Below are 25,510 nucleotides of genomic sequence, written 5' to 3'. Positions count from 1 at the left end.
GCGTAACCCTACGCACGAGTAGGTATGCTCGCAAGGTGTCCACGCCCCCCGCGTTCAAGCGCCTGCCGCGCGCCGTACGCGAGCAACAGATGCTCGACGCGGCCGTGAAGGTCTTCTCCCGGCGCGGCTTCCACGCCGCCAGCATGGACGAGATCGCGGAGGACGCCGGCATCTCCAAACCCATGGTGTACGCGTACCTCGGCACCAAGGAGGAGCTCTTCGTCGCCTGCCTGCACCGGGAGGGGACCCGGATGATGCAGGCCATCGCCGGCGCCGCCGCCCCCGACCTGCCGGCCGACGAGCGGCTGTGGCGTGGGCTGAAGGCGTTCTTCGGCTTCGTGGGTGCACACCGCGACGGCTGGGCGGTGCTCTACCGGCAGGCCCGCGGCGAGCAGCCGTTCGCCGGTGAACTGGCCGCCATGCGCGCCCGGCTGGTCGAGGTGGTCGCCGGGATGCTCGACCACGCGCTGCGCGAGGAGGGCCGCGAGATCGCGCCCACCGACCTGGAGGTCGTCGCGTACGCCCTGGTCGGTGCGACCGAGTCGCTGGCCGACTGGCTCGCCGACCACCCGGAAGCCGACCCGGAGAAGACGGCCACCCGGATGATGAACGTGGCCTGGCTCGGCGCCGCCCAGCTTCTGCACGGCGTCACCTGGCGTCCGCCGGTCGACTGACGATCAGCGTCGGGCGGCGCGACGGTGCGCCTGGCGGCGTAGCCACCGGATCCCCTCCAGGCCGAACGTGACGACCACCGAAAGCCCCACGCCCACCAGCAGGCCCTTCACCGGGTCCCGTTCGAAGGCCAGCCCACCGAAGTACCCGAGCAGGCCGCAGTACAGCGCCCAGGTGGTCGCGCCGATGCTGTCGTACAGCAGGAACGCCCGACGGGGATAGCGCACCGCGCCCATGGTGAGGGTGACGGCGGTGCGGCCACCCGGGACGTACCGGCTGGTGGTCAGGATCATTCCGCCCCGGCGGTCCACCGCCCGTCGGGCCCACTCGGAGCTGGCCCGCCGCCGGCTGCCGTCGGGCAGCCGGGCCAGCCGGCTCGCGCCGCCCCCACGCCCGATGGCGTACGAGACGTGGTCGCCGACCAGCGCGCCGACGGCGGCGCTGACGATCACCAGTGTCAGGCTGGGGTGCCCTCCGCTCGCCGAGAGCACCCCAGCGGTGATCACCGCCGCCTCGCCCGGCACCGCAGGGAAGAACGCGTCGACAGCGGTCAGCCCGAAGATCACCAGGTACACCCATGGCGAGGTGACCGTCCCACGGAGGAGGTCGAGCAGGGTGTCCATCCCCCCATGCTCGCCGGGTACGGCCGGCCCGGTGGCCGAGTCGCCGGAAGACGCCCTCAGCGCGTGCTGATCAGTGCTGGGCGGTTGAGCAGCGGCCCGTGCGCGCTCTTGTCGTCGGCGGTGGGGCCGCGCGAGGTCAGCACCACCGGCGTGGCCAACTCCGCGCCCACCGCCTCGGCCCAGTCGGCCGGAGCCTCGTCGTACACCGGGCGGGACCGTAGCAGGCGGTCGGTGAGCGCGGCCTGCCGGTCCAGGTCGCCGGGCGGGCCGGGGGTGAGCCGGTCGCCGGTGTCGTAACGACGGCAGATCCGCAGGTCGGGGCCGGCGAGGTCGAGGTGGGTCAGCGCCAGGCCGTCGACCCCGCCGGCCGCCGCGAGGGCGTACCGGTGGGCGACGGCGTCGAAGTGGCCGAACCGGAACCGACCCTGCCACGGGTTCGTCGGGTTGTTCCGGTCGACGAAGGGCAGCGTCGGGTCCTCGGTCACCAGCGGGCCGGGACCGTGCCGGGTGGTGACGGTCCGCAACACGCCGATCCGGGTCAGCTCGCCGGCCTGTCCCGCCTCGGCGAGCAGACGGTCGGCGTTGGTGAAGGTGGTGGTGCTCCACGTCGTGTACGGGTGGAAGCCGTGCCACTCGTCGAGCAGCACCCCCTGTGCGCCCTCGAAGACGCAGGTCCCCGAGCGCAGCGCTCCGGCGAGCCAGGTCCGGTCGACGATGGCGACGCCCCCGGCGAACCCGGTGTACGCGGGCAGGCAGTCGTCGACCGGCGGCGCGTCCAGCGGGCCGAGTTCGGCGGTCAGCCGGTCCCGCAGAACCGTCAACCGCCTGCGCAACACGGCGGGATGCCGGCAGTCGGCGACCCGGGGCGCGTCGTTCGGGTGGGCGAGGCCGTACGCGACGGCCTCGCCCACCCCCAGCCCGCAGGAGCCGTGCCGGTCGGCGCCCCGGGCGATCTCGCGGGCCCGGTTGGCGGCCCGGTGGTACGGGGTGGCGAGCAGCGCCTCGGAGTCGACGGTCAGCCGGTCCAGCGCGTCGGGCACCCCGACCGTGGCGAGATGGTCGGCCTCGGCGGCCAGGGCCAGCGGGTCCACCACCACGTGCCGGGAGAGGTGCGTCCCGACGCCGGGGTGGAACGTGCCGGCCCCGAACTGGGCGAACGTGTGGTGCCGACCATCGCGCAGGACGACGTTGTGTGCCGCCTGCGCGCCCCCGTTGAAGCGGACCACCGTGTGCACCGGGCGGGTGGCGCAGAGCCAGTCCACGACGGTGCCCTTGCCCGCGTCGCCGTACCCGAGGTCGACCACCGCCACGTGTCTCACAGCCTCCTCACCCCGGCGGTGGTGTCGCGGAACGCCGGCAGCGTCGACACCTCGGCCCGCCGACCCCGGCCGAGGCGGGCCAGCGCCTTGGAGACCGTCCCGGTGGCACCGGAGCCGGCGCGGTCCAGGTGGCGCAGGCCTTCGTCGAGGTCGATGGCCTGCTCGCCGAGACCGATGGTGACCGCGATGGTCTCGCAGACCGCGTCCAGGTCGTCGAGCACGACGGCGTTCTGTCCGAGCAGGTCCCGCCAGAAGTCGAGCACCTTCGTGTTGCCGGCGTAGCTGCTGCCGGCGGGGAGCAGATAGTAGGTGTCCCACCGCCGGGTCACCTCGTCGACGATCTGGCGCAGCGCCACGTCCTCGCCCAGGTCGTCGCCGATCAGCCCGGCCACCTCCCGCGCCTTGACCCGCTGGTACGCCAGTTCGTCGCCGATGACGAACAGGTAGCCGCGCCGGCCGCGCTTCTCCCAGTTGTCGGTGACGGTGTGCCGGGCCATGAAGTACAGGGCCAACTCGTACGACTCGCTCATCTGCCCGCCGCCACCACCTTCGAGGACGATCCGGCCGAGGTCGTCGTCCATCCGGTTGTCCGACTCGAACTGGCCCACCTGCAACGGCACCCGGTCGCAGGTGGCGTCGCCGATCGCCCCGAACATGATCTGCGGGTCGCTGGCGTAGCCCTGCCGTTGCAGCAGCCCGAGCAGTTGCGGCAGCTTGGTCTGCAGGACACGCGGCACCATGCGCATCGAGCCGGTCACGTCGAAGAGCACCGCGACGGGCGTCGAGTGGGGGTGTTCGGCGGAGTCGCGGCTTTCCCGGGTCGCGTCGCGGGGGTCGAGCGCGGGGTGCACGGTCCGTGCCCCGCTGTCGCTGTAGGAGAACGCGCTGCGGCCGGTGGAGCGCCGGTAGCGGTCGGCGGCGTCGTACACGTCGGTGGACCAGGTTCCACTGCCCATGACAGCTCCTCTAGAGGGTGAAGGGTCGGAAGGTGCGTGGGCCGTAGAGCCGGTCCAGCACCTGGTCGAGTTCGCGCAGCAGGCCCCAGGCGTCGTCGGGCCGGCCGCTCAGGGAGGTCTGCCGGCAGCCCCGCGCGAAGGCGTCCAGCTCACGGGGTGCGCGCGGTCCCATCAGCCAGCTCATGCATCCGCTGGCCATCGCGAGGTCGGTGCCCGGACCGCAGGGCCGCCTGCGCAGCACCTCCTGCGGGTACCAGTCCTCGTGGTCCGGCACCAGCGCCGGGACCCTGCTGCCGGCCGGGGCCGAGAAGCACCAGTCGACGAGCACCACGCCGTGGCCGTCCGGCTCGATCAGCACGTGTCGCGGCAGCACCGCGCCGTGCACGATGCCCGCGCGGTGGGCCAGGCCGAGCGCCACCAGCAGCCGCCGCCACATCCAGGCCGCGTCCCGGGCGTCCAGCCCGTCGGGGTACGCGCGCCGCACCGCGTCGAGGTCGTGCAGGCCGGGCGCGGTGGCGAGCACGTTGATCCGGCGTTCCGCGCCGGTCGCGGCGTCGCGGTGCGCGAATTCGTCGACGAGCCGGGGCACGTACGGCAGGTAGCGCGGGTCGCCGCGCTCGGCGATGGTGTGCAGGGCGTGTGCCTCACGCGCCATCAGGTCGTTGTCGGTGGGTCGCCGGGGGAGCTTGAGCAGCCGGTCGTCGCCGACGTCGTACAGGTCGGCCAGGTCGCCCGAGTGCGCCAGCGTGCCGAGCCGGTAGTCGCCGAGGACGGTCGTCCGCCGGGCCTGCCACCGGGTCGTGACGTGGACGAACGCGTCGAGGGCGTCGGCGCGTACCCCCGGGTCTGTCGGCAGCCGGTCGGGGTGCAGGGCCGCGACCAGCTCGCGGTAGCGGCGGGCCGGCTGGTCGGCGCCGAACAGCTCGGCGTCGGTGCGCGCGGCCGTGACCAGGTCGATGGCCTCGGCGGTCCTCATCGCACCGTCTCCTCGCGGGCCGGTCGCAGCAGCGCCGGGTGCAGCAGCCGGGCGTCACCGGCCCGGTAGAGCCGGGCGCGGGGGCCGCCTCGCGCGCCGCCGCGCTCGGTGCTCGCGCCGGTGCTCTCCACGAAGCCCGGCACGGAGAGCACCTTGCGGTGGAAGTTGCCGGCGTGCAGCGGGTGGCCCCAGACCGTCTCGTAGACGGCCCGCAGCTCGCTGATCGTGAACTCGGCGGCGAGAAAGCGCGTGGCCAGCGGGGTGTACTCCAGCTTGGACCGGGCCCGTTCCAGCGCGTCGTCGATGATCCGGCCGTGGTCGAAGGCGAGCTGCCGGCTGGTCAGCGCCGTGACCGGCAGCCAGATCGCCTCGTCGGCGTCCGAGCCGGCGGCGGCGTCCGGCAGGTCGGGGGCGAACGCGAGGTGGGCGATCGAGACGACGCGCATCCGCGGGTCGCGGTCGGGAGCGCCGTAACTGCCCAACTGCTCCAGGTGTACGCGGCGCAACTCCTCGCCGCCGAGCCCGGTCTCCTCGGCCAGCTCCCGTCGGGCGCCGGCGGTCAGGTCCTCCTCGGGGCGGACGAACCCGCCGGGCAGCGCCCAGTGCCCCGCGAACGGCGCCTGGCCACGTCGGATGAGCAGCAGGTGCAGCTCGCCGTCGCGGATGGTCAGCGCCACCACGTCGACGGTCACGGCGACCGCCGGGTAGTCCCGCGGGTCGTACGCGGCCAGGAATTGCTGCTCGTCAACCATGTCTCTCTCAATCTGAGAACATCTCGCTGTGAGAACAACTTAGCGTAGAGGTGCGCCCCTGCCAACCCCTCGAATCGGATCGGCAGGGGCGCGTCAGCGCACGAGACCCACCAGGTGCGGCCGGCCGCCCGCATCGTGCAGGGCGAACCCGTCGTCCGGCAGGAGGGCGAAGTTCACCGTGCTCGGCAGCGGTACGGGCAGCTTGAAGGCCACCTCGACGGTGTATTCGTCCGGCAGTCGCGCCTCGAGCGCGGCCAGGCACCGGGCCTTGCTCCACATGCCGTGCGCGATCGGTTGGCGGAAGCCGAACAGTCGCGCGCCGAGCCGGGAGGTGTGGATCGGGTTGTGGTCCCCGGAGACGCGTGCGTACTCGGTGCCCACCCGGGGCTCGACCCGCCACCGGGCGGTGGCCGTGGGCGGTGTCGGCCGTTCGCCCCGCTCGCGTCCGCCGGGTGTGCGCTCGCGGCCCAGGTACGTCGAGACGCCGCGCCAGACCTCCTCCCCGTCGACCGAGCCGACGAGCACCACGTCCACCTGCCGCCCCCGGTCGTGCGGGCGCAGGTCCTGGGCGTACGTCGTGAAGTCGAGGGTCTCGTCGGCGGTGATCGGGCGGTGCGTGGTGATCCGGTTGCCGACGTGCACCACGCCGGTCAGCGCGATGGGGAAGCCGGGCGTGGTCATCAGCCGCAGGGCCAGCGGAAAGCCCAGGATGTGCGGGTACGTCCCGGGCAGCCGGTCGGTGAGCCGGAACCCGCACACCCGGTCGTACTCGGCCAGGTGGGCCCGATCGATCCGCACGCCGCGTACGGCGAGCTCGACCGCCGGCAGGTCGTTCCCACGACGCCCCCGGCCGACGCCCGGCAGCGCGCCGAGCACGGCCCGCCGGTAGAGCGCCCCGGCGGCCGGCATCCGGGCCAGCTCGACGCGCTCGCGGCCACCCGTGCCGGCCGGCCCGTGAGCGCTGAGGTCGGTGGTCACGTCGGCCGCCGAGCCGCTCAGGTCGGTGGTCGCCGCTGCGGCCGACGCGCTCAGGTCGTGCGTCCGCTCGACGCTCGGGTCGGCGTCGGCGGATTCCGGCCGGCGGATCGCGTCCAGGGTCTCCCGCGACAGGATCTCGGTCGGGCCCTCGATCAGCTCGTGGACCGACAGGTCGTCCGGCTCCCTCTTGCGGCCCATCACGCCCCCAGCAGACTCTGGCCGCAGACCCGGACCACGTTGCCGCTGATCGCGCCACTGGCCGGCCAGGCCAACCAGCCGATCGTCTCGGCCACGTCGACCGGCAGCCCGCCCTGGGCCAGGCTGTTCATCCGCCGGCCCGCCTCGCGGACGACCAGCGGGATGCGGGCGGTCAGCCGGGTCTCGATGAAGCCGGGCGCCACGGCGTTGACGCTGATCCCCCGGTCGCGCAGGGCCGGGGCGAGCGAGTCGACCAGGCCGATCACGCCGGCCTTGCTGGTGGCGTAGTTGGTCTGCCCCCGGTTGCCGGCGATCCCGGCGATCGAGGACACCGCGATGATCCGCCCGCCGGCCGGGATCAACTCCCGTTCCAGCAGTACGTCGTTGATCCGCTCCTGACTGGACAGGTTGACGTCGATGACCTGGTCCCACCGGTCGGCGTCCATCCGGCCGAGCGTCTTGTCGCGGGTGATGCCGGCGTTGTGCACCACCACGTCGACCCGACCGTGCCGGCTGGCCAGGTGCTCGGCGAGCCGGGTCGGCGCGTCCGGGGCGGTCAGGTCGAGCTGGAGGGCGGTGCCGCCAATCTCGTTCGCCACCGCGGCGAGCGCGTCGCCGGCGGCCGGGATGTCCAGGGCCACCACCTTCGCGCCGTCGCGGGCGAGCACCTTCGCCAGCGCCGCGCCGATGCCGCGCGCCGCACCGGTGACCAGCACGACCTGCCCGTCCAGTGGGCGGTTCCAGTCGGCCGGGATGCTCGCCGTGCCGCCGCCGACCCGGATGACCTGCCCCGAGACGTACGCGGAGCGACCGGACAGCAGGAACCGGAGGGTCGATTCGAGGCCGATGCTGGGGTCGCCCTGGGCATGGGCCACCTGGACGAGTTGCGCGGTGATGCCCCGGCCGAACTCCTTGCCGATGCTGCGGACCAGCCCTTCCAGGGCGCGCTGGGCGGTCGCCTCGCGGGGCGTCGCGCACTCATGCGTCGCCTTACCAAGCACGATCACCCGGCCGCTGGGCAGCACGGACCGGGCCTGCGGGTGGAAGAAGTCGTAGAGCTGGCGCAGGTCGGTCGAGTCGGTGAGCCCGGTGGCGTCGAACAGCAGTGCGCCGTACCGCTGCGGGTTGTCGCCCTGCGAACGGGCCTGCGCCTCAGCGCCCCCGGCCCATTCGGCGGCCGGGCCGGCCAGCTCGACCCCGGCGGCGGTCAGTCTCGCGGCCACCGGAGCGGCGTACCGGCTGCCGGTGGCCGCGCCGAGCAGTGCCGGGCCGGGCAGCAGCGGGTCGCCGGGCTGGTGCCGGCGCAGTCGCGGCGGATCGGGCAGCCCGAGACGCTTCACCAGCGCGCGGCCGGCGGCCGATTGGACGAAGCTCGCGTACCTGTCGGTCATGGGCGTAGCCTACTGGCGAGTAAGGTTCGAGCAACACTTGGCGAGGAGGCGGATCGTGCAGAGCATCCGGAGGGTCGCGGTCATCGGGGGCAACCGCATTCCCTTCGCCCGTTCCAACTCCCGCTACGCCGACGCGTCCAACGCCGACCTGCTCGGCGCGGCACTCGACGGTCTGATCGCCCGGTACGGGCTGGCCGGGCAGCGGGTCGGCGAGGTGGTCGCCGGGGCGGTGCTCAAGCACTCCCGCGACTTCAACCTCACCCGCGAGGTGGTCCTCGGGTCCCGGCTCGACCCGCACACCCCGGCGTACGACATCCAGCAGGCCTGCGGCACCGGCCTGGAGGCCGCGATCCTCGTCGCCAACAAGATCGCCCTCGGTCAGCTCGACGTGGGCATCGCGGGCGGGGTCGACACCACCTCCGACGCGCCCCTCGCGGTCAACGAGGACATGCGCCGTACGCTGCTCAAACTCAACTCCGCCCGGACGGTCGGCCAGCGGCTGAAGATCGCCGCGAAGCTGCGCCCGCTGCAGCCGTTCAAGCCGGACATCCCTCGCAACGCCGAACCGCGTACCGGCCTGTCCATGGGTGACCACGCCGCCCAGACCGCCCTGCGCTGGCAGATCGACCGGCGCTCCCAGGACGAGCTGGCACTGCGCTCGCACCAGCGGCTCGCCGCCGCGTACGACAAGGGCTTCTTCGACGACCTGATGACGCCGTACCTCGGGCTCACCCGCGATGCGAACCTGCGCCCCGACACGAGCGTGGAGAAGCTCGGCGCGCTCAAGCCGGTCTTCGGCACCCGTGGTCCGGACGCCGAGCAGGCCACCATGACCGCCGGCAACTCGTCGCCGCTCACCGACGGCGCGTCCACGGTGTTGCTGGCCAGCGAGGAGTGGGCGAACGCGCACAACCTGCCGGTGCTGGCCTGGTTCAGCTGGTCGGAGACGGCGGCCGTCGACTTCGTGCACGGCGACGAGGGCCTGCTGATGGCCCCCGCGTACGCGGTGCCCCGGATGTTGGCCCGCGCCGGGCTCTCCTTGCAGGACTTCGACTACTACGAGATCCACGAGGCGTTCGCCTCGCAGGTGCTGGCTACCCTCGCCGCCTGGGAGTCGCCGGAGTTCTGCAAGGACCGGCTCGGCCTGGACGCCCCGCTGGGCGCGATCGACACCGACCGGCTCAACGTCAACGGATCGTCGCTGGCCGCCGGGCATCCGTTCGCCGCCACCGGCGGGCGGATCGTCGCCACGCTGGCCAAGCTGCTCGCGGAGAAGGGCAGCGGACGCGGGCTGATCTCCATCTGCGCGGCCGGCGGCCAGGGCGTGACGGCGATCCTGGAGCGCTGAGCCAGCCCCAACGCGATGTCCCAATGTCTCTTGTCAAGAGGCATTGGGACATGCGCCCCGTCCGTGCTCGGTCACTGGGCGCTGCTGCGCGAGTTGCAGGCCGACGCCCGGCTCTGCTTCAGCGAGCTGTCCCGCCGGGTGCACCTGTCGCCACCTGCGGTCGCCGAGCGGGTCTGCCGACTGGAGGAGACGGTGTGATCACCGGCTACCACGCCCACGTCGACCTGACCCGGGCCGGCCGTACGGTGGTCGCCCTGATCCGAATGTCCTGCTACGGATCCCGGTGCATCCTGCGCCCACCCGCGCCGATCTTGCACTTCCTGTTGCCCAAATACGAGGAATGCCCCCGTATGCCGCGACAGCAAGTGCAAGATCGCGGCAGCCGCAGCCCGGGTCGATCATGGAGTCGTGGTGGGTAGATGGCTCCGGAGTGCACCTTTTGTGAGGCACCACAACTCCATGATCGACGCGCGGGGGCGGGCGGGGCGAGCGGCGGGGGCGTGGCCCGCCATTTTGGAGCGTTGAACGCTCGATCGTCCCTTACCGGGGTGACCGCCAGCAGGCGTTAACGGACTGTTCAGCAGGCCGTCCGCTGGCGGCGGGTTTACCACGCGACGGTGATCGCTGCCGCGTCCTCGACGCGGCGCTGATCACTCCTGCGTGCGGAACGGGGCCGTATCTCCATGGAGTCCGTCGTCCCCGGGACGACCACCCTGTCGGTGGTCATCCCGATGTTCAACGAGACCGCTGTCATCCCGGCCCTGGTGGCCCGACTGCGCCCGGTGCTCGACGCGCTCGGCGTCGACTACGAGGTGGTCGCCGTCGACGACGGCAGCGCCGACGACACCGTGTCGGTGCTCTTCGACCACGGCCGGGACTGGCCACAGTTGCGGGTGCTCCGGCTGCGGCGCAACAGCGGTCACCAGGCGGCGTTGACGGCGGGTCTGCACCGGGCCGTCGGCCGGTGGGTCGTGAGTCTCGACGCCGACCTCCAGGACCCACCCGAGGCCATCGCCGAGATGCTGCGGGTGGCCCGGACCGACGGTGTGGACGTGGTCTACGGCGTCCGGTCGGACCGCAGCACCGACACCATCTTCAAGCGCAACACCGCCCGCGCCTACTACTGGGTGATGCGGCGGATCGTGGGCGCCGATCTGCCCGCCCAGGCCGGTGACTTCCGGCTGCTCAGCCGGGACGTCGTCGAGGTGCTGCGGCGGCTGCCGGAACGCGCCCCGGTCTACCGGCTGCTGGTGCCGTCGCTCGGCTTCCCGAGCGCCGAGGTCCGCTACAACCGCGCGGCGAGGGCCGCCGGGGAGACCAAGTATCCACTGCGTCGGATGGTGGCCCTGGCCTGGGAGAGCACGGCGAACTTCTCCGCGGCCCCGCTGCGCCTGGCCACCTGGCTCGGGATGTCGAGCTTCCTGCTGTGCCTCGCGCTGATCGCGTTCGGCATGGTCGCGCACGTCTCCGGCACCACCATTCCTGGCTGGACGTCGATGTTCGTCGCGGTGCTGCTGCTCAGCGGGGTGCAGTTGGTCTGCCTCGGCCTGCTCGGCGAGTACGTGGGGCGCATCTACGCCACCGTGCAGAACCGTCCCGCGTTCCACGTCGGGTTCGACTCGGCGCAGACCGCGCCGGAGGCCCTGACGAACCTGCCCGCCATCGCTACCCGCCGTGACTGAGCGCGCCGCCGTGACTGAGCCGGTCGCCGTGACTGAGCGCGTCGCCGTGGCTGACCGGGAGACGTCCCCGGCACCCGACGCCCCGGCCGGACCGTCCCGCCACATCGCCGGCCGTGCCCTGGCGGCCCTGCCCTGGCTGGTCGTCCTGGCCCTGCTGCCCGTCGCGTGGTGGCGGGTCGGCGTCGGGGTCCACGACATCGCCGGCTACATCGCGTACTGGGTGGGCGCTCTCGTGCTGCCCGGCACGCTGGTGCACCGCGCGTTGCGCGGCAGCCGGGGCAACCTGCCCGAGGACCTCGGGTTCGGCGCCGCCACCGGACTCGTGCTGGAACTCGCCGCCTGGGCCCTGGCGGCGGCCACCGGCCAGCAGCACCTGCTGCGCTGGTGGGCGGCACCGGTGGTGCTGCTCTTCCTGACCGTGCCGCGCCTGCGTCGGCACTGGCGGATCGAGCGGCGAAGCCCCCTGCCGCTGGCCTGGCACGTGGCGATGGCGGCGGTGCTGCTGCTGGTGCTGGCCTGGGCCGCCGTGCAGTGGCCGGGCAACCCGGTGCCACCGGCGGCCGACCACACCTACTATCCGGACCTCTTCTACCACCTGTCGCTGGTGCAGGTACTGACCCGCGACATGCCGTTCGTGTTGCCGCACGTGGCCGGGGAGCCGCTGCGCTACCACTACCTCTCCGACGCGCACATGGCCAGCGCCAGCATGATCACCGGCAGTTCGCCCGCGCTGGTGCTTCTGCGCCTCTGGCTGGTGCCGGTGGCGGCCACGGCCGTGCTCGTCAGCGCGGGAGTGGCCCGGGACCTGAGCCGGGTCTGGTGGACCGGGCCGGTCGTCGCCGCCGTCACGTACCTCGGGCTCCCGGTGGCGCTCGGCTCGGCGTTGACCGACGCGGCCGGCGTCCTGTCCGTGGCCAGCCCGTCGCAGACGTACGTGCTGGCGCTCTTCGTCGTGCTCGTGGGGCTCTGCCTGGACGCCGTGCGCGGCCGGGCGCTCGGGCCCGGCTGGGCGCTGGTGCCGGCGTTCGGCCTGGCGTGCGCCGGTTCGAAGTCCAGCGCGCTGCCGGCGCTGCTCGCCGGCCTTGTGATCACCGCTGTGGTGACCGTGTGGCGGCGGCGTCGGGTGCCGTGGCCCACCGTCGTGGCGCTGGCCCTCCTGCTCGCGGCGACGGCCGTGGGCTACCGGCTCTTCGCCGGTGGCGGCGCGGGAACGTTGCGGGTGCAGGTGTTCGGGCTGCTGCGCTTCATGCTGCCGTACGGGCAGACCTTCGGCGGCAGCGACGGCACCCGGGCGGGCGGTCTCGCGCCACCCGGGCTGGCCGCCGGTGGCTGGCCGGCCGGGCTCTTCGCCGGCGGCATCCTCGGCTGGTGGCTGCTGATGCAGGCGCCTCGGCTGGCCGGCACGCTGCTGCTGTTCTCGCGGCGGCACCGCGCCGACCCGGCGACCTGGCTGCTCAGCGGCACCGTGCTCGCCGGGGTGGGCGCCACCTGGGTGTTCCACCACCCGTCGGCCAGTCAGGTCTACTTCTGGCTGGCGGTGCTGCCGATCGGGGTGCTGCTCTCCGGTCACCTGCTCGCCGCCACGCGCCCCCGCTGGCCGGTGCTGGCCGTCGGAGCGCTGGCCGGCGTCGCGGTCGCCCTGGCCGTCCCAAAGGCCGACAACCCCGCTGCGTCGCTGCGCGGCTGGTGGGGGGCGTTGGCCGCGTCGGCGGGACGGTTCGCGGCGTTGGTGCTGCTCGCGGGCGTACTCGGTGGCCTGGTCGTTGTCCTGCTGCGTCGCCGCGACGGCGGGCGGTGGTGGGCGGCGGCGGTGGCCGCGGCCACCGCGGCGATCCTCGCGGCCAGCGTCGCGGTCGGCGTCCAGGGGACGGTGTCGGCGGCGCTGCGGCTGCGCGACACCCGGCCCACGGTGGCCGGCGTGCCGCCCACACCGAGCGACACGCGGTACGTGCTCACCCGGGCGGAGGCGCGGGCCGCCCGCTGGCTCGACGCGCACGCTGCCGACGACGACGTCGTCGCCACCAACGTGCACTGCCGACCGGTGCTGACGACGCGGCACTGCGACGCCCGCGCGTTCTGGGTGACCGGGCTGGGCGGGCACCGGGCGGTGGTGGAAAGCTGGGGTTACACCGACGCGGCGCTCGCCGCGCACGGTCGCTACGGACTGGGGTACGCCCGGCAGGACCCACCCGATGCGGCGCTGTTCGCGCTCAACGAGCGGGTGTTCAGCGCGCCCGTGGCGGAGGACCTGGACCGGCTGCGCCGGGAGTACGGCGTCCGGTGGCTGTTCGCCGACACCCGGGCCGGCCGCGTGTCGCCGGCCCTGGCCGAGCTGGCCCCGATCCGCCTGGTGTCCGGCCCGGTGATCATCTACGAGCTGCCCTGACCTGGGGTGCACGGACTCCCGCCCGAGCCGGCCCGGTCCCGGCCGGCTCGGGCGGGTGACGGACAATGAGGTACGTGACGACGATCCCGAACGTGCTCGCCAACCGGTACGCCTCGCCCGAGTTGGTCGCCCTCTGGTCGCCCGAGGAGAAGGTCCGGATGGAACGGCGGCTGTGGCTCGCCGTGCTCCGCGCACAGCGTGACCTGGGCGTGGCGGTCCCGGACGGCGTGGTCGAGGCGTACGAGCGGGTGCTCGACCAGGTCGACCTCGCGTCGATCGCCGAGCGGGAGCGGGTCACCCGGCACGACGTGAAGGCCCGCATCGAGGAGTTCAGCGCGCTGGCCGGGCACGAGCACGTGCACAAGGGGATGACCTCGCGGGACCTCACCGAGAACGTCGAGCAGCTTCAGGTACGCGCCTCGCTGGAGCTGATCCGGGACCGGGTGGTGGCGACCCTGGCCCGGCTGGCGTGGCTCGCGTACGAGCACTCCGAGCTGGTCATGACCGGCCGCTCGCACAACGTGGCGGCGCAGGCCACCACGCTGGGCAAGCGCTTCGCGTCGGCGGCGGAGGAGCTGCTCATCGCGTACGACCGGCTGGAGGAGCTGATCGCCCGCTACCCGCTGCGCGGCATCAAGGGCCCGGTGGGCACGGCCGCCGACCAGCTCGACCTCTTCGACGGCGACGCCGACAAGGTGGCCGAGCTGGAGCGACGGATCGCCGAGCACCTGGGCTTCTCGCGGGTGCTGGACAGCGTCGGGCAGGTCTACCCGCGCTCGCTGGACTTCGACGTGCTGGCCGCGTTGGCGCAGACCGCCGCCGCGCCGTCGTCGCTGGCCACCACGATCCGGCTGATGGTCGGCCAGGAGCTGGTCACCGAGGGCTTCAAGCCGGGTCAGGTCGGTTCCAGCGCGATGCCGCACAAGATGAACACCCGTTCGTCCGAGCGCGTGAACGGCTTCGCGGTCATCATCCGGGGTTACCTGTCGATGGTCGGCGAGCTGGCCGGGGACCAGTGGAACGAGGGCGACGTGTCCTGTTCGGTGGTCCGTCGGGTCGCCCTGCCGGACGCGTTCTTCGCCGCCGACGGGCTGTTCCAGACGTTCCTCACCGTGCTGGACGAGTTCGGCGCGTACCCGGCGGTGATCAACCGGGAGCTGGAGCGCTTCCTACCCTTCCTGGCCACCACCAAGATCCTGGTGGCCGCGGTCCGGCGTGGCGTCGGCCGGGAGGTCGCCCACGAGGTGATCAAGGAGCACGCGGTCGCGGTGGCGCTGGCCATGCGCGAGAAGGGCGCCCCGGAGAACGACCTCTTCGACCGCCTGGCCGCCGACGGCCGCCTCGGCCTGTCCCGCGCCGACATCGACACCCTGGTGGCCGACCGCACCGCCTTCGTAGGAGCGGCAAAGTCCCAGGTGGAGTCGGTAACCCGCCGAATCACCAAGGTGGTGGAAACCCACCCCAACGCCGCCACCTACACCCCACCCCCCATCCTCTAACCCCGCCCGGGCCCCTCTCGCTTTGGTCCGTTGATCAAGAGGTTTGCGTCAACTTTGATCTCCCTGGTGACGCAAACCTCTTGATCAACCGGATTGGGGTTGGGGGTGGGTTGGGGGTGGGGTCCTAGTCGCCGGTGGGGGTTTCTGCGGCTGTTCTCAGGGTTGGGGCGCTTGCTGGTTCGGCGATGCCGCCGAGGGACTCGGCGAAGGCCGGGTCGGTGGCGGTGTCCGCCGCCACCGCCGGCTGGTCCGGCGGCATGACCTCGGGCATCGTCGGTACGGCGACGACCGCCGTGCCGTACGCGCAGATCTCCATCCACATCTCGCCGCAGTCCCGGCTGTCGAAGCGCATGCCGATCACGGCGTTCGCGCCGAGCCGCAGGGCCTCCTCGCCGAGGCGGGTCACCGAGTCGGTACGCCACCGGGTCAGGTTGTCGGGCGCCATCGGGTCGTACGCGCCACCGCGCAGGTTCTTGACCCCCTCGCGGTAGGGGTTTCGCGTCCTGGCCATCGATGACACCACCTCACCGAGAATCTGGCGGATCTCGTAGCCGGGCAGTTGCTCTGTCGTCACGACCAGCACGTTTCCGATGCTGTCAGGAGTGGCGCGACCCGATCGGGTGCCGTGTTCACCTGATCGGATGCTGCAAAACGGCGCGGCGCGGACGGCCGGCGCGTGGCCGACCATCCGCGCCGCGCGGGCGCTAACCGTCAGACACCGGCCACCGAGGTGATCCAGGCCCGGTTGTACGCGACGCTGCCGTAGTTCTGGATGTTGTAGCCGTCGGCCGTGGAGGCCACACCGACCTGCTGGCCGTTGTAGAACTGCGGGCCGCCCGAGTCGCCCCGCCAGGCGTTGCCGTTGATCCGGGTGCTGCGGATGGCCTGGCCCCCGTACGCGTCGGTGACGTTGGTGCTGGTCACCTGGACGGTGGCGGTCTTGAGCTGGCTGGACGCGGAACAGCCGCTGTAGCAGGTCATGCCCCACCCGTAGATCGAGTTGGTCGAGCCGACCGGCGGGTTGCTGCTCGCCAGGGACACCGCCGAGGTGCTGACGGTGCTGGACAGGCGCATGAGGGCCAGGTCGTTACGGGTGTAGGTGGCGCTGACGGTGCGGGTGACCCCACCCGAGGCGCGGTAGACGCTGCCGACCCGGACGGACATCGTGCCGCTGATGCAGTGCCGGGCGGTGAGCACCCACTGCGCGGCGGATCACGCTGCCCGAGCAGGTGAACGAGCCGTTGCTCAGTACGGCGGCGGCCCAGGGGGCGGACGAGACGGTGCCGCCGCCGATGATGGGCTGGGGGCCGGCCGGGGCGGCGGACGCGCCGGACGCGGCGGCGAGGGCGCCGACCAGCGCCGTGCTGATCAGGGCGAGCAGGGGACGAACGCGCATCGGTGGACTCCTTGGGGCGGGTGGGGCCCGGGGTCGCCGGGTGCCCGGGGGTGACGACGGGAGGTCCCCGTCGCCGATGACATCGAACTATGTCGATGTACTGTAGGGCCGGCGAGCATCGTTTTCAAGAAGCCGATCGAGATCGTCCAATGTAACGATTCGGCTACCCTGCGCGCTGTATTTTCCCTGGTGAGGCGGCCTGTCCCACGTTGTCGGGCCCCCTGGCCGTCCGTTATGTGGATCACTGCCTGGACTGCGCCCGGCCGGTGCGTCCGCAGCGGAATCTGCCAGGTAGGCTGGCTGCGCTCGCCCGTTGTGGGTAGGCACCCAACTGCGTACACAGTCAGGAGTGCCCAGTGCCTCGCGTCGTCGTCGACGTCATGCTCAAGCCCGAGATCCTCGATCCGCAGGGCCAGGCCGTCGCAAACGCGCTGCCCCGGCTCGGCGTCAGCGACGTCGCCTCAGTCCGGATCGGCAGGCGGATCGAGATCGACTTCACCGGTGAACCGGACCTGGACCGGGCCCGGGAAATCGCCGACAAGCTGCTCGCCAACCCGGTCATCGAGGACTTCACCGTCCGCCTGGTCGAGACCGACGAGACCGCGGACGCCCGCTCGTGACCGCCCGGGTCGGTGTGGTCACGTTCCCCGGCTCGCTCGATGACGGGGACGCGGCCCGCGCCGTCCGGATCGCCGGCGCCGAGCCGGTCCGGCTCTGGCACGGCGACGAGAACCTGCACGGGGTGGACGCCGTCGTCCTGCCCGGCGGGTTCTCCTACGGCGACTACCTGCGCTGCGGGGCCATCGCCCGGTTCGCCCCGGTGATGGAGACGATCGTGGACGCCGCCCAGGGCGGTCTGCCGGTGCTCGGCATCTGCAACGGCTTCCAGATCCTCTGCGAGGCGCACCTGCTGCCGGGGGCGCTCACCCGCAACCAGCACCTGCACTTCCGCAACCGGGACCAGGTGCTGCGCATCGAGTCCTCCGGCACCGCGTGGACCAACGCGTTCCAGGCCGGCCAGGAGGTGCTGATCCCGGTCAAGAACGGCGAGGGCTGCTACGTCGCCGACACCGCGACGCTGGACCAGCTCGAAGCCGAGGGCCGGGTCGTCGCCCGCTACGTCGGCGGTAACCCGAACGGGTCGCAGCGCGACATCGCCGCGATCACCAACGCCGCCGGCAACGTGGTCGGCATCATGCCGCACCCGGAGCACGCGGTGGAGGCGCTCACCGGCCCCTCGCTGGACGGTCTCGGGTTCTTCACCTCGGTCCTCAAGCACCTGGTGGGGACCCCAGCGTGAGCATCGGTCAGCTCAACCGCCGGCCCGGCGGGTACGAGCGCAGCGAGGAGAGGTCATGACCACCCATCCGGACCCGGTACGGGACACTCCGGAGGCGTACTCCGCCCCGGCGCAGCCGACCGAGCCGCTGGCGCAGCCCACCGCCCCGGCGGCCGCTCCCGCGCAGCCGGCGAGCGCCGACTGGACCGACGGCGTGGACACCGTGCCGCGTGCCGGTGGCACCCCGGGCGAGCTTCAGCCGTACACCGAGCTGGGCCTGCGCGACGACGAGTACGACCGGATCCGGCAGATCCTCGGCCGTCGGCCCACCCAGTCCGAGCTGGCGATGTACTCGATCATGTGGAGCGAGCACTGCTCCTACAAGTCGAGCAAGGTGCACCTGCGCCAGTTTGGTGAGAAGGCCCCGCAGAGCGACCGCCTGCTCGCCGGCATCGGTGAGAACGCCGGTGTCGTGCAGGTCTCCGACAAGCTGGCGGTGACCTTCAAGGTCGAGTCGCACAACCACCCGAGCTTCGTCGAGCCGTACCAGGGCGCGGCGACCGGTGTCGGCGGCATCGTCCGGGACATCCTCGCCATGGGCGCCCGCCCGATCGCGGTCATGGACCCGCTGCGCTTCGGCGCGGCGGACCACCCGGACACCGCCCGGGTGCTCACCGGCGTGGTCGCCGGTGTCGGCGGCTACGGCAACTGCCTCGGCCTGCCCAACATCGGCGGCGAGCTGGTCTTCGACCCGTCCTACCAGGGCAACCCGCTGCTCAACGCGCTTTGCCTGGGCGTCCTGCCGGTCGACCGCCTGCAGAACAAGGCCGCTGCCGGCCCCGGCAACGTCGTGGTGCTGATAGGCGCGAAGACCGGCCGGGACGGCATCGGCGGCGTGTCGGTGCTGGCCAGCGCCACCTTCGACGAGGGCAGCGAGGCCCGTCGCCCGGCCGTGCAGGTCGGCGACCCCTTCACCGAGAAGCTGTTGATCGAGGCGTGCCTGGAGCTGTACGACGGCCAGCTGGTCGTCGGCATCCAGGACCTCGGTGGTGCCGGCCTGACCTGCGCGCTCACCGAGACCGCCGCCGCTGCCGGCACCGGCATGCGGGTCTGGCTGGAGCGGGTGCCGCTGCGGGAGCCCTCGATGGACCCGCACGAGATCCTGGCCAGCGAGTCGCAGGAGCGGATGCTGCTGGTCGTCGAGCCGGACAAGCTCGACGCGGTGCTCAAGACCTGCGAGAAGTGGGGCGTCCTCGGCACCGCGATCGGTGAGGTCACCGCCCCGGAGCCGGACGGCCGCCCTGGTCGCCTGCTGATCACCTGGCGGGACCATCTGGTCGTCGACGTGCCGCCGGGTTCGCTGGTGGACGACGGCCCGGTGTACGCCCGTCCGATGCGTGAACCGGCCGACCTGATCCTGCTCCAGGCCGACCGCGCCGAGACGCTGCCCCGCCCGGCTGACCCGGAGGCGCTGCGGGAGACCCTGCTGCGCATGATCGCGTCGCCGAACCTGGCCGACAAGACCTGGGTGACCGAGCAGTACGACCGTTACGTGCTGGGCAACACCGTGCTCGCCCAGCCGGAGGACGGCGGCGTGATCCGGATCGACGAGCAGACCGGGCTCGGCGTGGCGCTGTCGGTCGACGGCAACGGCCGGTACGCCCGGCTCGACCCGTACCAGGGCACCAAGCTGGCCCTCGCCGAGGCGTACCGGAACGTGGCGGTGACCGGTGCGAAGCCAATCGCCGTCACCAACTGCCTCAACTTCGGCTCGCCCGAGGATCCGGGCGTGATGTGGCAGTTCGCCGAGGCCGTGCGCGGCCTCGCGGACGGCTGCCTGGAGCTGGGCATCCCGGTGACCGGCGGCAACGTCAGCTTCTACAACCAGACCGGCGCGGCGGCCATCCACCCGACCCCGGTGGTCGGGGTGCTGGGCGTGCTGGACAACGTGGCCGACCGGGTGCCGATGGGCTTCGTCCCGCGCCCCGGTGGCGACCACGACCAGCTCTACCTGCTCGGTGAGACGAACGTCGAGCTGTCCGGCTCGGAGTGGGCCTGGGTGACGCACGAGCACCTCGGCGGCATCCCGCCGCAGGTCGACCTTCTCCGCGAGAAGGCGCTGGCCGACCTGCTGGCCGAGGCTGCCCGGGTGGGCCACCTCAGCTCGGCGCACGACCTGTCCGACGGTGGTCTCGCCCAGAGCCTGGTCGAGTCCTGCCTGCGGCGTGGCGTCGGCGCCCGGATCGCCGTGCCGGAGCAGTTCGCCGAGGGCTCGATGCCCTTCGTCTACCTGTTCAGTGAGTCCGCGACGCGGGCGCTGGTGTCGGTGCCGCGTGGCCACGACAAGGCGTTCGCGGCGCTCTGCGCCGAGCGGGGCGTGCCGTTCGAGCTGATCGGTGTCACCGACCCGTCCGGCGGGGCGCTCGAGGTGCACGGGCAGTTCCGGATCGGCCTGGACGAGCTGCGGGCCGCGCACACCGAGACGCTTCCGCGCCTCTTCGGTGGCACCGCCGCCGTCGAGGCGTCCGAGCCGGCCGCTGCCGCGACCGTGGAGCCCGCCGTCGCCGAGGTGCCCGCCCCGGCCGCTGGCGTGGCGGGCGCGGTCGAGGCCGTGCCGCTGCCGGCCGCCCCGGCCGAGCCGGTGGACGCGTCGGAGGTGCTCTCCGAGCCGATCGCCTCGGCCGGCCCGTCCCCGCAGACCGGGGCTGTCGACCCGATCGGGTCGGAGCAGCCGTCCGAGTCTGGTTCCGGTGTCACCGAGCCGTCGCCTGACGAGCGCTGAGGCGTTGACGGCGGCCGTCTACGGCCAGCCCGGGTCAGGCGCCAGGTTCGACTGGGGCCTGACCGGGGCGGCCGAACTCGGCCGGGTCTGCGCGGCGCTGGTGGTGGTGGACGTGCTCTCGTTCACCACCGCCGTGGAGGTGGCGGTCGCCCGGGGTATGCGGGTGCACCCCTTCCCCTGGGGTGAGCAGGCCGCCGAGTACGCGCTGCGGGTCGGCGCGGTGGCGGCGGTCGGCCGTCGCCGGGTGACAGCCGACCACCCGTGGTCACTCTCACCCGCCGCGCTGAGCACCGCGCCGACCGTCGCGGACCTGGTGCTGCCCTCGCCGAACGGCTCGGCCATCAGCGCCGCCGCCAGCGCCACCGGACTGCCGGTGGTCGCGGCGTGTCTGCGTAACGCGCGCGCCGTCGGGCGTTGGCTGCGCCGCCAGGGGTACGGGACGACGGACGCCCCGATCGGCGTCATCGCCTCCGGAGAGCGCTGGCCCGACGGGTCACTGCGCCCCTGCGTCGAAGACCAACTCGGAGCGGCGAGCGTGCTGGACGGCCTGTCCGGGGTGCCGGGCGGTCTCTCCGTGGAGGCGGCCATGGCCCTCGCCGCGCTGGCCAGCACTCCGGACGTACCCGCTGCGGTACGCGGCAGCGTCTCCGGCCGGGAGTTGACCGAGGGCGGTTTCGAAGCCGACGTCGACGTCGCCGTCCAGGTCGGCGTGTCCGACGTGGTGCCGGTCCTCCGCCAAGGCGTCTTCTCCGCCGCCTGACCCACCCCCCACCCCCCACCCCCCGCCGCACCCACACCGGTGATCATGAAGTTATTGCCCACGCACACGGCGTGTCGGAGCAATAACTTCATGATCGACGAGGTGGGACGAGGTGGGGCGGGGTGGGGTGGGGTGGGTGGGGTTACGGCGAACGGCCGCCTGGGGAAGCCGGGCGGCCGTTGCGCGTGTGCTGTGGGTGGTGCTGGTGTTAGTCGTCCAGCCAGTCGAGGCGGCGGCCGCCTCGCTCGGTGGGCGGAGGGCTGTCCGGGCGGGCCCGGCCACCCTGCTGCTGCTGGCCGTAGCCGCCCTGGTCGTAGCCCCGGTCGTCGTAGCCGCCGCGTTGCTGCGGCGGCTCCTGGCCGTAGCCGCCCTGCTCGTACCCGCCGCCGGTCTGGCCGTAGCCGCCCTGGTCGTAGCCCCGGTCGTCGTAGCCGCCGCGTTGCTGCGGGGGCTCCTGGCCGTAGCCGCCCTGGTCGTACCCGCCGCCGGTCTGGCCGTAGCCGCCCTGGTCGTACGCGTTGTTCTGCTGGCCGTAGCCGCCCGTCGGCTCCGCCCCACGACCGCCGCCGTACGGGGCGGTCGGGTCGGGCTGGCCGTAGCCCTGGCCCTGCTCCGGCTGGTACACGCCGGTGGCGTACGGGTCGGCCGGCGCCGGGTACTGGGTGCTGTCGCCGGTGTACCGGCCGGTCGGCTCGTCGAAGCGCTCGCCGTACCCGCCGGCCGCCCCACCGGCGGGAGCCGGCGGGTAGCCGCCCGCGCCAGCCGGCGCGGTGTAGTCACGGCTGCCGTAGCCGCTACCCGAGGAGGGTGCGCCGCCGTAGCCGCCATCCGGGGCCGCAGCGCCGCCGTAGCCAGCATCCGGGGCCGCAGCGCCGCCGTAGCCCGCGCCGGAGCCGGGTGCGGCGCCGTAGCCGTCCGCACCGCCGCCGTAGCCGCCGCCCGGCGTCGCCCCGGTGCCGTAGCCGCCACCCGAGGCGGGGGCGTTGCCGTAGCCGCCGTAGCCACCCTGGCCGGGCTCGTCGTCGTAGCCGGTCCCGCCCCAGCTCTGCTGGCCCGCCGCGCCGTAGGGCTGCGCTGGCGCGCCGTACGGGTCCGGCGGGACGTCGTCGACGACCGGGCGGTGCATCATGGTCGGCGCCTCGCTCAGCGCCGCGCCGCCGACCATGGTCGGGTCGGGCGCGCCACCGGGGCGGTTGACCACGCGGGTCTGGTCGTCGGCCCCGCGGAAGGCCCCACGGGCCGCCGGCACCGCGCCGCCGGCACCGGCAGCGCCGGCCGCCGCCGGCTCGTCATCGTCGTCGCCGCTCTCGCGGCGCTTCATCCACAGCAGGACGATCGTGCCGACACCGGCCGCGACGAGCAGGCCGCCGAGCAGGATGATCAGGTACGAGCCGAAGCCGCCGCCGTCGTCCTCCTTGCTGGCGTTCGCCGGGGCGCCGGGGCTGGCCTCCTCGGAGGGCTGCTCCTCGGCACCCTCCTCGGTCGCCTCCTCGGTGGGGGTGGCGTCGGCGGTGGGCGACGGGGTGGCGCTCGGCGTCACCTCGACCTTGATCTCCAAGATGATCCGCTGGCCGGTGACGGACTGCCCGGCGTTCGCGGTGAAGCTCTTGATCGCGTTGATGCTGTTGGACGACGCGCCCACGTCGATCCGACCGGGCGTGATCGGGTTCTGACTGCTGCCGGTGAAGCTGAAGTTGCCGCTGCCGTTGCTGATCGTGTCGTACCGGTGGCCGCCGGTGTCCTGGAGGATCACGATCGCGTTCGGCACCGGCTCGCCGTCGGCCTTCTTGACCACCTTGCCGGAGACCGACTTCACGGTCTGGTTCTGCGGCGGAGGCGGTGGTGCGGCCTTGCCCTTGACGGTCAGCGACACGTTGGCGGTGTCCGGGCCCGAAGCGGCCTCGACCGCCACGGTGATGTTCGTGGTCGCGTCACCGGCGTTGTCGTTGGCCGCGATCCGGACCAGCACCGACCCCTTCGGGCCGCCCAGGCCGCCGCCGGAGAGTTTGACATCGCCACAGCCACTGGCACAGGTGACGCCGGATGGCAGCCCGGAAAGACTGACCTTCGCCGACTCGTCGTTGTCACCGCCGGTGATGCGGACGGTGATCGTGGCATCGCTGCCAGCGTTCACGGTGACCGAGCCGGGGGAGACCTCGACCTCTGCGGCCATTGCCGGTGTGGCGGGGACGGCGAGCAGAGCGCCGGCAACCAGCGCTACGACCACACCGGCCCGCTGCTTCCAGGCACGTCGGTGTGTTGACACGTCCACCGCCTTCCGGGGTGACGTCCCTCGACCGGCGGGGCGCCGGGCCGGGGATCATCACGGTACGAATACGCCGTCGGCCACTATGCCTTGTCTCACTGGATCGGCGCGACCCAGGGCCAGCGTCAGGTGCTCCACCTGTGGGTCGTATCGTCCCGTCGTGTCCTCTCCGCACAGTAAGTCCGCCGCCGTCGTGGCGGCTCTGTCGGCGCTTGACGAGGGGCGTACGCCCGAACGGCCGGTACTCCGGGAGGCGGTCCGGTCCTTGTTGACCGTCCTCACGGAGCGCGCCCCCGGCCGATCGGTGGAGGTGCGCGTTCCACCATACGGTGCGATCCAGTGCGTCCCCGGTCCTCGACACACCAGGGGAAACCCGCCGAACGTGGTCGAGATGTCGCCGCAGACCTGGTTGGAGCTCGCCACCGGCCGGCTCGGGTGGGCCGACGCGGTCACCGATGGTCGTGTTCAGGTGAGCGGCATTCGGGCGGACATCTCGGCGTATCTGCCCCTCTAGCTGCTCCGATGTCCGGGTGATCGTGACTCTCAGCAGGGAAATCGTGACTATCTGTATTGACGTTGACTCGCGTACACTGTCAGGCGATGACAGTGGTCCCGGCCGAGAAGTGTGGATCCGCCCCGTGATCCTCGCCAGGCCGGTCCAGACCAGCATGAGGGAGCGGTAGTGCCCCGAGGCGACGGCCGGCTGAGCCACGACCTTGACCCCCAACGACCTGGCCCTCAGGATGCCTGCGGCGTCTTCGGCGTGTGGGCCCCCGGCGAAGAGGTCGCGAATCTGACCTACTTCGGCCTCTACGCCCTACAGCACCGTGGCCAGGAGGCGGCGGGCATCGCGGTCAGCGACGGCTCGGGCGTGGTGGTCTACAAGGATCTCGGCCTGGTGGCCCAGGTCTTCGACGAGCCCACCCTGGCCAGCCTGCGTGGCCACCTGGCGATCGGGCACGCCCGATACTCCACGACCGGCGCGTCCAACTGGGAGAACGCCCAGCCGACAATCCGGTCGACCGATTCCGGCACGACCATTGCGCTGGCCCACAACGGCAACCTGGTCAACACCGCCGAGTTGGAGAAGGAGGTCGCCGAGCGCGGCCTGGTGGCGGACGGCTCGACCAACGACACCTCCCTGGTGACCATGCTGCTGGCCAGCCGCCCCGACCTGTCGGTCGAGGCCGCCGCGCTCGAGGTGCTGCCGCAGCTCCGCGGGGCGTTCAGCTTCGTCTTCATGGACGAGTCGACGCTGTACGCGGCCCGCGACCCGCACGGCGTACGCCCGTTGGTGCTCGGTCGGCTGGAGCGCGGCTGGGTGGTCGCGAGCGAGACCGCCGCGCTGGACATCGTCGGCGCGAGCGTGGTGCGCGAGATCGAGCCCGGCGAGCTGATCGCGATCGACGAGGAGGGGCTGCGGTCCACCCGCTTCGCCGCGCCCGAGCCGAAGGGCTGCCTCTTCGAGTACGTCTACATCGCCCGCCCCGACGCGACCATCGCCGGGCGCAACGTGCACGCGGCGCGGGTGCAGATCGGCCGCCAGTTGGCCAAGGAGCACCCGGTCGAGGCCGACCTGGTCATCCCGGTGCCCGAGTCCGGCACCCCGGCCGCGATCGGGTACGCGGAGGCGTCCGGCATCACCTACGGCGCGGGCCTCATGAAGAACCCGTACGTGGGGCGGACCTTCATCCAGCCGTCGCAGACCCTGCGTCAGCTCGGCATCCGACTCAAGCTCAACCCCCTGCGGCAGAACGTGCGTGGCAAGCGGCTGGTGGTCGTGGACGACTCGATCGTGCGCGGCAACACGCAGCGGGCCATCGTCCGGATGTTGCGCGAGGCGGGGGCGCTCGAGGTGCACGTCCGGATCTCGTCCCCGCCGGTGAGTTGGCCGTGTTTCTACGGCATCGACTTCGCCACCCGGGCGGAGCTGCTGGCCAACGGGTTGGACAACGACGGCATCCGGCGCTCCATCGGTGCCGACACGCTGGGTTACGTGTCGCTTCCCGGCCTGATCGCCGCGACCGAGCAGCCGAAGACCCGGCTGTGTCGGGCGTGTTTCGATGGTGAGTACCCGATCGAGCTGCCGGCCGGCAACCTGATCGGCAAGCATGTGCTTGAAGGGATGGGCCGCCGGGTCGCCAACGCGACGCCGGAGGCTCCGGAGAGCTTCGGCTCGCTCGTCGCCACTCCGGGTGGCGTGACCGCAAACCGCCCGTAGCACCAACCGGCGCGGCCCGGCCACCG

At 72.6% G+C, this 25,510-nt stretch carries 20 protein-coding genes and 2 pseudogenes; 12 read left to right on the top strand and 10 right to left on the bottom strand.

Translation table 11 applies throughout. The features are described from left to right. Positions 1-35: 35 nt before the first annotated feature. Positions 36-674: a TetR/AcrR family transcriptional regulator gene (locus ACIA3K_RS11865; protein WP_396800724.1), complete on the top strand. Its 639-nt coding sequence runs from the start codon at positions 36-38 to the stop codon at positions 672-674. Positions 675-677: 3 nt separating this feature from the next. Here the strand turns inward: ACIA3K_RS11865 and ACIA3K_RS11860 are convergent, their stop codons facing one another. The 7 genes from ACIA3K_RS11860 to ACIA3K_RS11830 all read right to left on the bottom strand — a co-directional run bounded on the left by ACIA3K_RS11860 (position 678) and on the right by ACIA3K_RS11830 (position 7,865). Then, positions 678-1,295 (bottom strand): DedA family protein, encoded by a 618-nt coding sequence (locus ACIA3K_RS11860; RefSeq protein WP_396800723.1) that lies wholly within the window; start codon positions 1,293-1,295, stop codon positions 678-680. A gap of 56 nt (positions 1,296-1,351) precedes the next feature. Next, positions 1,352-2,614 (bottom strand): adenylosuccinate synthetase, encoded by a 1,263-nt coding sequence (locus tag ACIA3K_RS11855; protein WP_396800722.1) that lies wholly within the window; start codon positions 2,612-2,614, stop codon positions 1,352-1,354. Next, positions 2,611-3,570, bottom strand: a complete 960-nt coding sequence (locus ACIA3K_RS11850) for a hypothetical protein (protein WP_396800721.1) — start codon at positions 3,568-3,570, stop codon at positions 2,611-2,613. The genes ACIA3K_RS11855 and ACIA3K_RS11850 overlap by 4 nt, the downstream gene beginning before the upstream one ends. A gap of 10 nt (positions 3,571-3,580) precedes the next feature. Continuing rightward, positions 3,581-4,546, bottom strand: a complete 966-nt coding sequence (locus tag ACIA3K_RS11845) for a serine/threonine protein kinase (protein WP_396800719.1) — start codon at positions 4,544-4,546, stop codon at positions 3,581-3,583. After that, positions 4,543-5,298, bottom strand: a complete 756-nt coding sequence (locus ACIA3K_RS11840; RefSeq protein ID WP_396800717.1) for an NUDIX domain-containing protein — start codon at positions 5,296-5,298, stop codon at positions 4,543-4,545. Before ACIA3K_RS11840 ends, ACIA3K_RS11845 begins: the two co-directional genes overlap by 4 nt. Before the next feature lie 93 nt (positions 5,299-5,391). Beyond that, positions 5,392-6,474: a MaoC/PaaZ C-terminal domain-containing protein gene (locus ACIA3K_RS11835; RefSeq protein ID WP_396800716.1), complete on the bottom strand. Its 1,083-nt coding sequence runs from the start codon at positions 6,472-6,474 to the stop codon at positions 5,392-5,394. Beyond that, complete coding sequence (locus ACIA3K_RS11830) at positions 6,474-7,865, bottom strand: 3-oxoacyl-ACP reductase (protein ID WP_396800715.1); 1,392 nt, start codon at positions 7,863-7,865, stop codon at positions 6,474-6,476. The genes ACIA3K_RS11835 and ACIA3K_RS11830 overlap by 1 nt, the downstream gene beginning before the upstream one ends. A 55-nt stretch (positions 7,866-7,920) precedes the next feature. On the opposite strand from ACIA3K_RS11830, the gene ACIA3K_RS11825 reads away from it, so the two are divergent. The 5 genes and pseudogenes from ACIA3K_RS11825 (at position 7,921) to purB (ending at position 14,780) form a co-directional block, all read left to right on the top strand. Then, positions 7,921-9,213 (top strand): acetyl-CoA C-acetyltransferase, encoded by a 1,293-nt coding sequence (locus tag ACIA3K_RS11825; protein WP_396800714.1) that lies wholly within the window; start codon positions 7,921-7,923, stop codon positions 9,211-9,213. Positions 9,214-9,228: 15 nt separating this feature from the next. After that, positions 9,229-9,515: pseudogene (locus ACIA3K_RS11820) on the top strand (Lrp/AsnC family transcriptional regulator); the annotation flags it as partial. Between the two features lie 381 nt (positions 9,516-9,896). Beyond that, positions 9,897-10,895: a glycosyltransferase family 2 protein gene (locus ACIA3K_RS11815; protein ID WP_396800712.1), complete on the top strand. Its 999-nt coding sequence runs from the start codon at positions 9,897-9,899 to the stop codon at positions 10,893-10,895. A gap of 28 nt (positions 10,896-10,923) precedes the next feature. Continuing rightward, the gene (locus ACIA3K_RS11810; RefSeq protein ID WP_396800711.1) at positions 10,924-13,281 is read left to right on the top strand and encodes a hypothetical protein; all 2,358 of its coding nucleotides are present in this window, start codon (positions 10,924-10,926) and stop codon (positions 13,279-13,281) included. A 74-nt stretch (positions 13,282-13,355) separates the two neighbouring features. Continuing rightward, entirely contained in the window at positions 13,356-14,780 is a 1,425-nt protein-coding gene (gene purB, locus ACIA3K_RS11805; protein ID WP_396800710.1) for an adenylosuccinate lyase, read from the top strand. Between the two features lie 124 nt (positions 14,781-14,904). Here the strand turns inward: purB and ACIA3K_RS11800 are convergent, their stop codons facing one another. Together ACIA3K_RS11800 and ACIA3K_RS11795 are read right to left on the bottom strand one after the other, a co-directional pair. Then, a complete protein-coding gene (locus tag ACIA3K_RS11800; RefSeq protein WP_396800708.1) occupies positions 14,905-15,468 on the bottom strand; it encodes a YbjQ family protein in 564 nt (187 codons plus the stop codon). A gap of 23 nt (positions 15,469-15,491) precedes the next feature. Continuing rightward, positions 15,492-16,176 (bottom strand): annotated as a pseudogene (locus tag ACIA3K_RS11795) (S1 family peptidase). Positions 16,177-16,532: 356 nt separating this feature from the next. Between ACIA3K_RS11795 and purS the strand changes: the two are divergent. From purS to ACIA3K_RS11775, 4 genes are read left to right on the top strand one after another with little or no spacing between them, the layout of a single operon-like run. Continuing rightward, positions 16,533-16,796 (top strand): phosphoribosylformylglycinamidine synthase subunit PurS, encoded by a 264-nt coding sequence (gene purS / locus ACIA3K_RS11790; RefSeq protein ID WP_007454310.1) that lies wholly within the window; start codon positions 16,533-16,535, stop codon positions 16,794-16,796. Further along, complete coding sequence (purQ, locus tag ACIA3K_RS11785; RefSeq protein ID WP_396800706.1) at positions 16,793-17,476, top strand: phosphoribosylformylglycinamidine synthase subunit PurQ; 684 nt, start codon at positions 16,793-16,795, stop codon at positions 17,474-17,476. Before purS ends, purQ begins: the two co-directional genes overlap by 4 nt. A 55-nt stretch (positions 17,477-17,531) precedes the next feature. Beyond that, a complete protein-coding gene (purL, locus tag ACIA3K_RS11780; RefSeq protein WP_396800705.1) occupies positions 17,532-20,237 on the top strand; it encodes a phosphoribosylformylglycinamidine synthase subunit PurL in 2,706 nt (901 codons plus the stop codon). Positions 20,238-20,241: 4 nt separating this feature from the next. Further along, a complete protein-coding gene (locus ACIA3K_RS11775) occupies positions 20,242-20,997 on the top strand; it encodes a 2-phosphosulfolactate phosphatase (protein ID WP_396800832.1) in 756 nt (251 codons plus the stop codon). Positions 20,998-21,205: 208 nt separating this feature from the next. Here the strand turns inward: ACIA3K_RS11775 and ACIA3K_RS11770 are convergent, their stop codons facing one another. Further along, complete coding sequence (locus tag ACIA3K_RS11770) at positions 21,206-23,263, bottom strand: hypothetical protein (protein ID WP_396800704.1); 2,058 nt, start codon at positions 23,261-23,263, stop codon at positions 21,206-21,208. Between the two features lie 160 nt (positions 23,264-23,423). Between ACIA3K_RS11770 and ACIA3K_RS11765 the strand changes: the two genes are divergently transcribed. Together ACIA3K_RS11765 and purF are read left to right on the top strand one after the other, a co-directional pair. Then, positions 23,424-23,777: a sterol carrier family protein gene (locus tag ACIA3K_RS11765; RefSeq protein WP_396800703.1), complete on the top strand. Its 354-nt coding sequence runs from the start codon at positions 23,424-23,426 to the stop codon at positions 23,775-23,777. Between the two features lie 168 nt (positions 23,778-23,945). After that, positions 23,946-25,484, top strand: a complete 1,539-nt coding sequence (purF, locus tag ACIA3K_RS11760; protein WP_355048409.1) for an amidophosphoribosyltransferase — start codon at positions 23,946-23,948, stop codon at positions 25,482-25,484. Positions 25,485-25,510: the final 26 nt, after the last annotated feature.

Source organism: Micromonospora sp. NPDC051543 (assembly GCF_044454415.1).
GTDB lineage: Bacteria > Actinomycetota > Actinomycetes > Mycobacteriales > Micromonosporaceae > Micromonospora.
Note: the sequence above shows the minus strand (reverse complement) of the source record. Positions and strands in the feature narration are given on the sequence as shown.

Excerpts from the sequence above, each read along its gene's own strand:
- ACIA3K_RS11860 (WP_396800723.1), bottom strand. The coding sequence starts at position 1,295 with ATGGACACCCTGCTCGACCTCCTCCGTGGGACGGTCACCTCGCCATGG.
- ACIA3K_RS11840 (WP_396800717.1), bottom strand. The coding sequence starts at position 5,298 with ATGGTTGACGAGCAGCAATTCCTGGCCGCGTACGACCCGCGGGACTAC.
- ACIA3K_RS11845 (WP_396800719.1), bottom strand. The coding sequence starts at position 4,546 with ATGAGGACCGCCGAGGCCATCGACCTGGTCACGGCCGCGCGCACCGAC.
- ACIA3K_RS11815 (WP_396800712.1), top strand. The coding sequence starts at position 9,897 with ATGGAGTCCGTCGTCCCCGGGACGACCACCCTGTCGGTGGTCATCCCG.
- ACIA3K_RS11835 (WP_396800716.1), bottom strand. The coding sequence starts at position 6,474 with ATGGGCCGCAAGAGGGAGCCGGACGACCTGTCGGTCCACGAGCTGATC.
- ACIA3K_RS11850 (WP_396800721.1), bottom strand. The coding sequence starts at position 3,570 with ATGGGCAGTGGAACCTGGTCCACCGACGTGTACGACGCCGCCGACCGC.
- ACIA3K_RS11830 (WP_396800715.1), bottom strand. The coding sequence starts at position 7,865 with ATGACCGACAGGTACGCGAGCTTCGTCCAATCGGCCGCCGGCCGCGCG.
- ACIA3K_RS11800 (WP_396800708.1), bottom strand. The coding sequence starts at position 15,468 with ATGGTCGGCCACGCGCCGGCCGTCCGCGCCGCGCCGTTTTGCAGCATC.
- purL (WP_396800705.1), top strand. The coding sequence starts at position 17,532 with ATGACCACCCATCCGGACCCGGTACGGGACACTCCGGAGGCGTACTCC.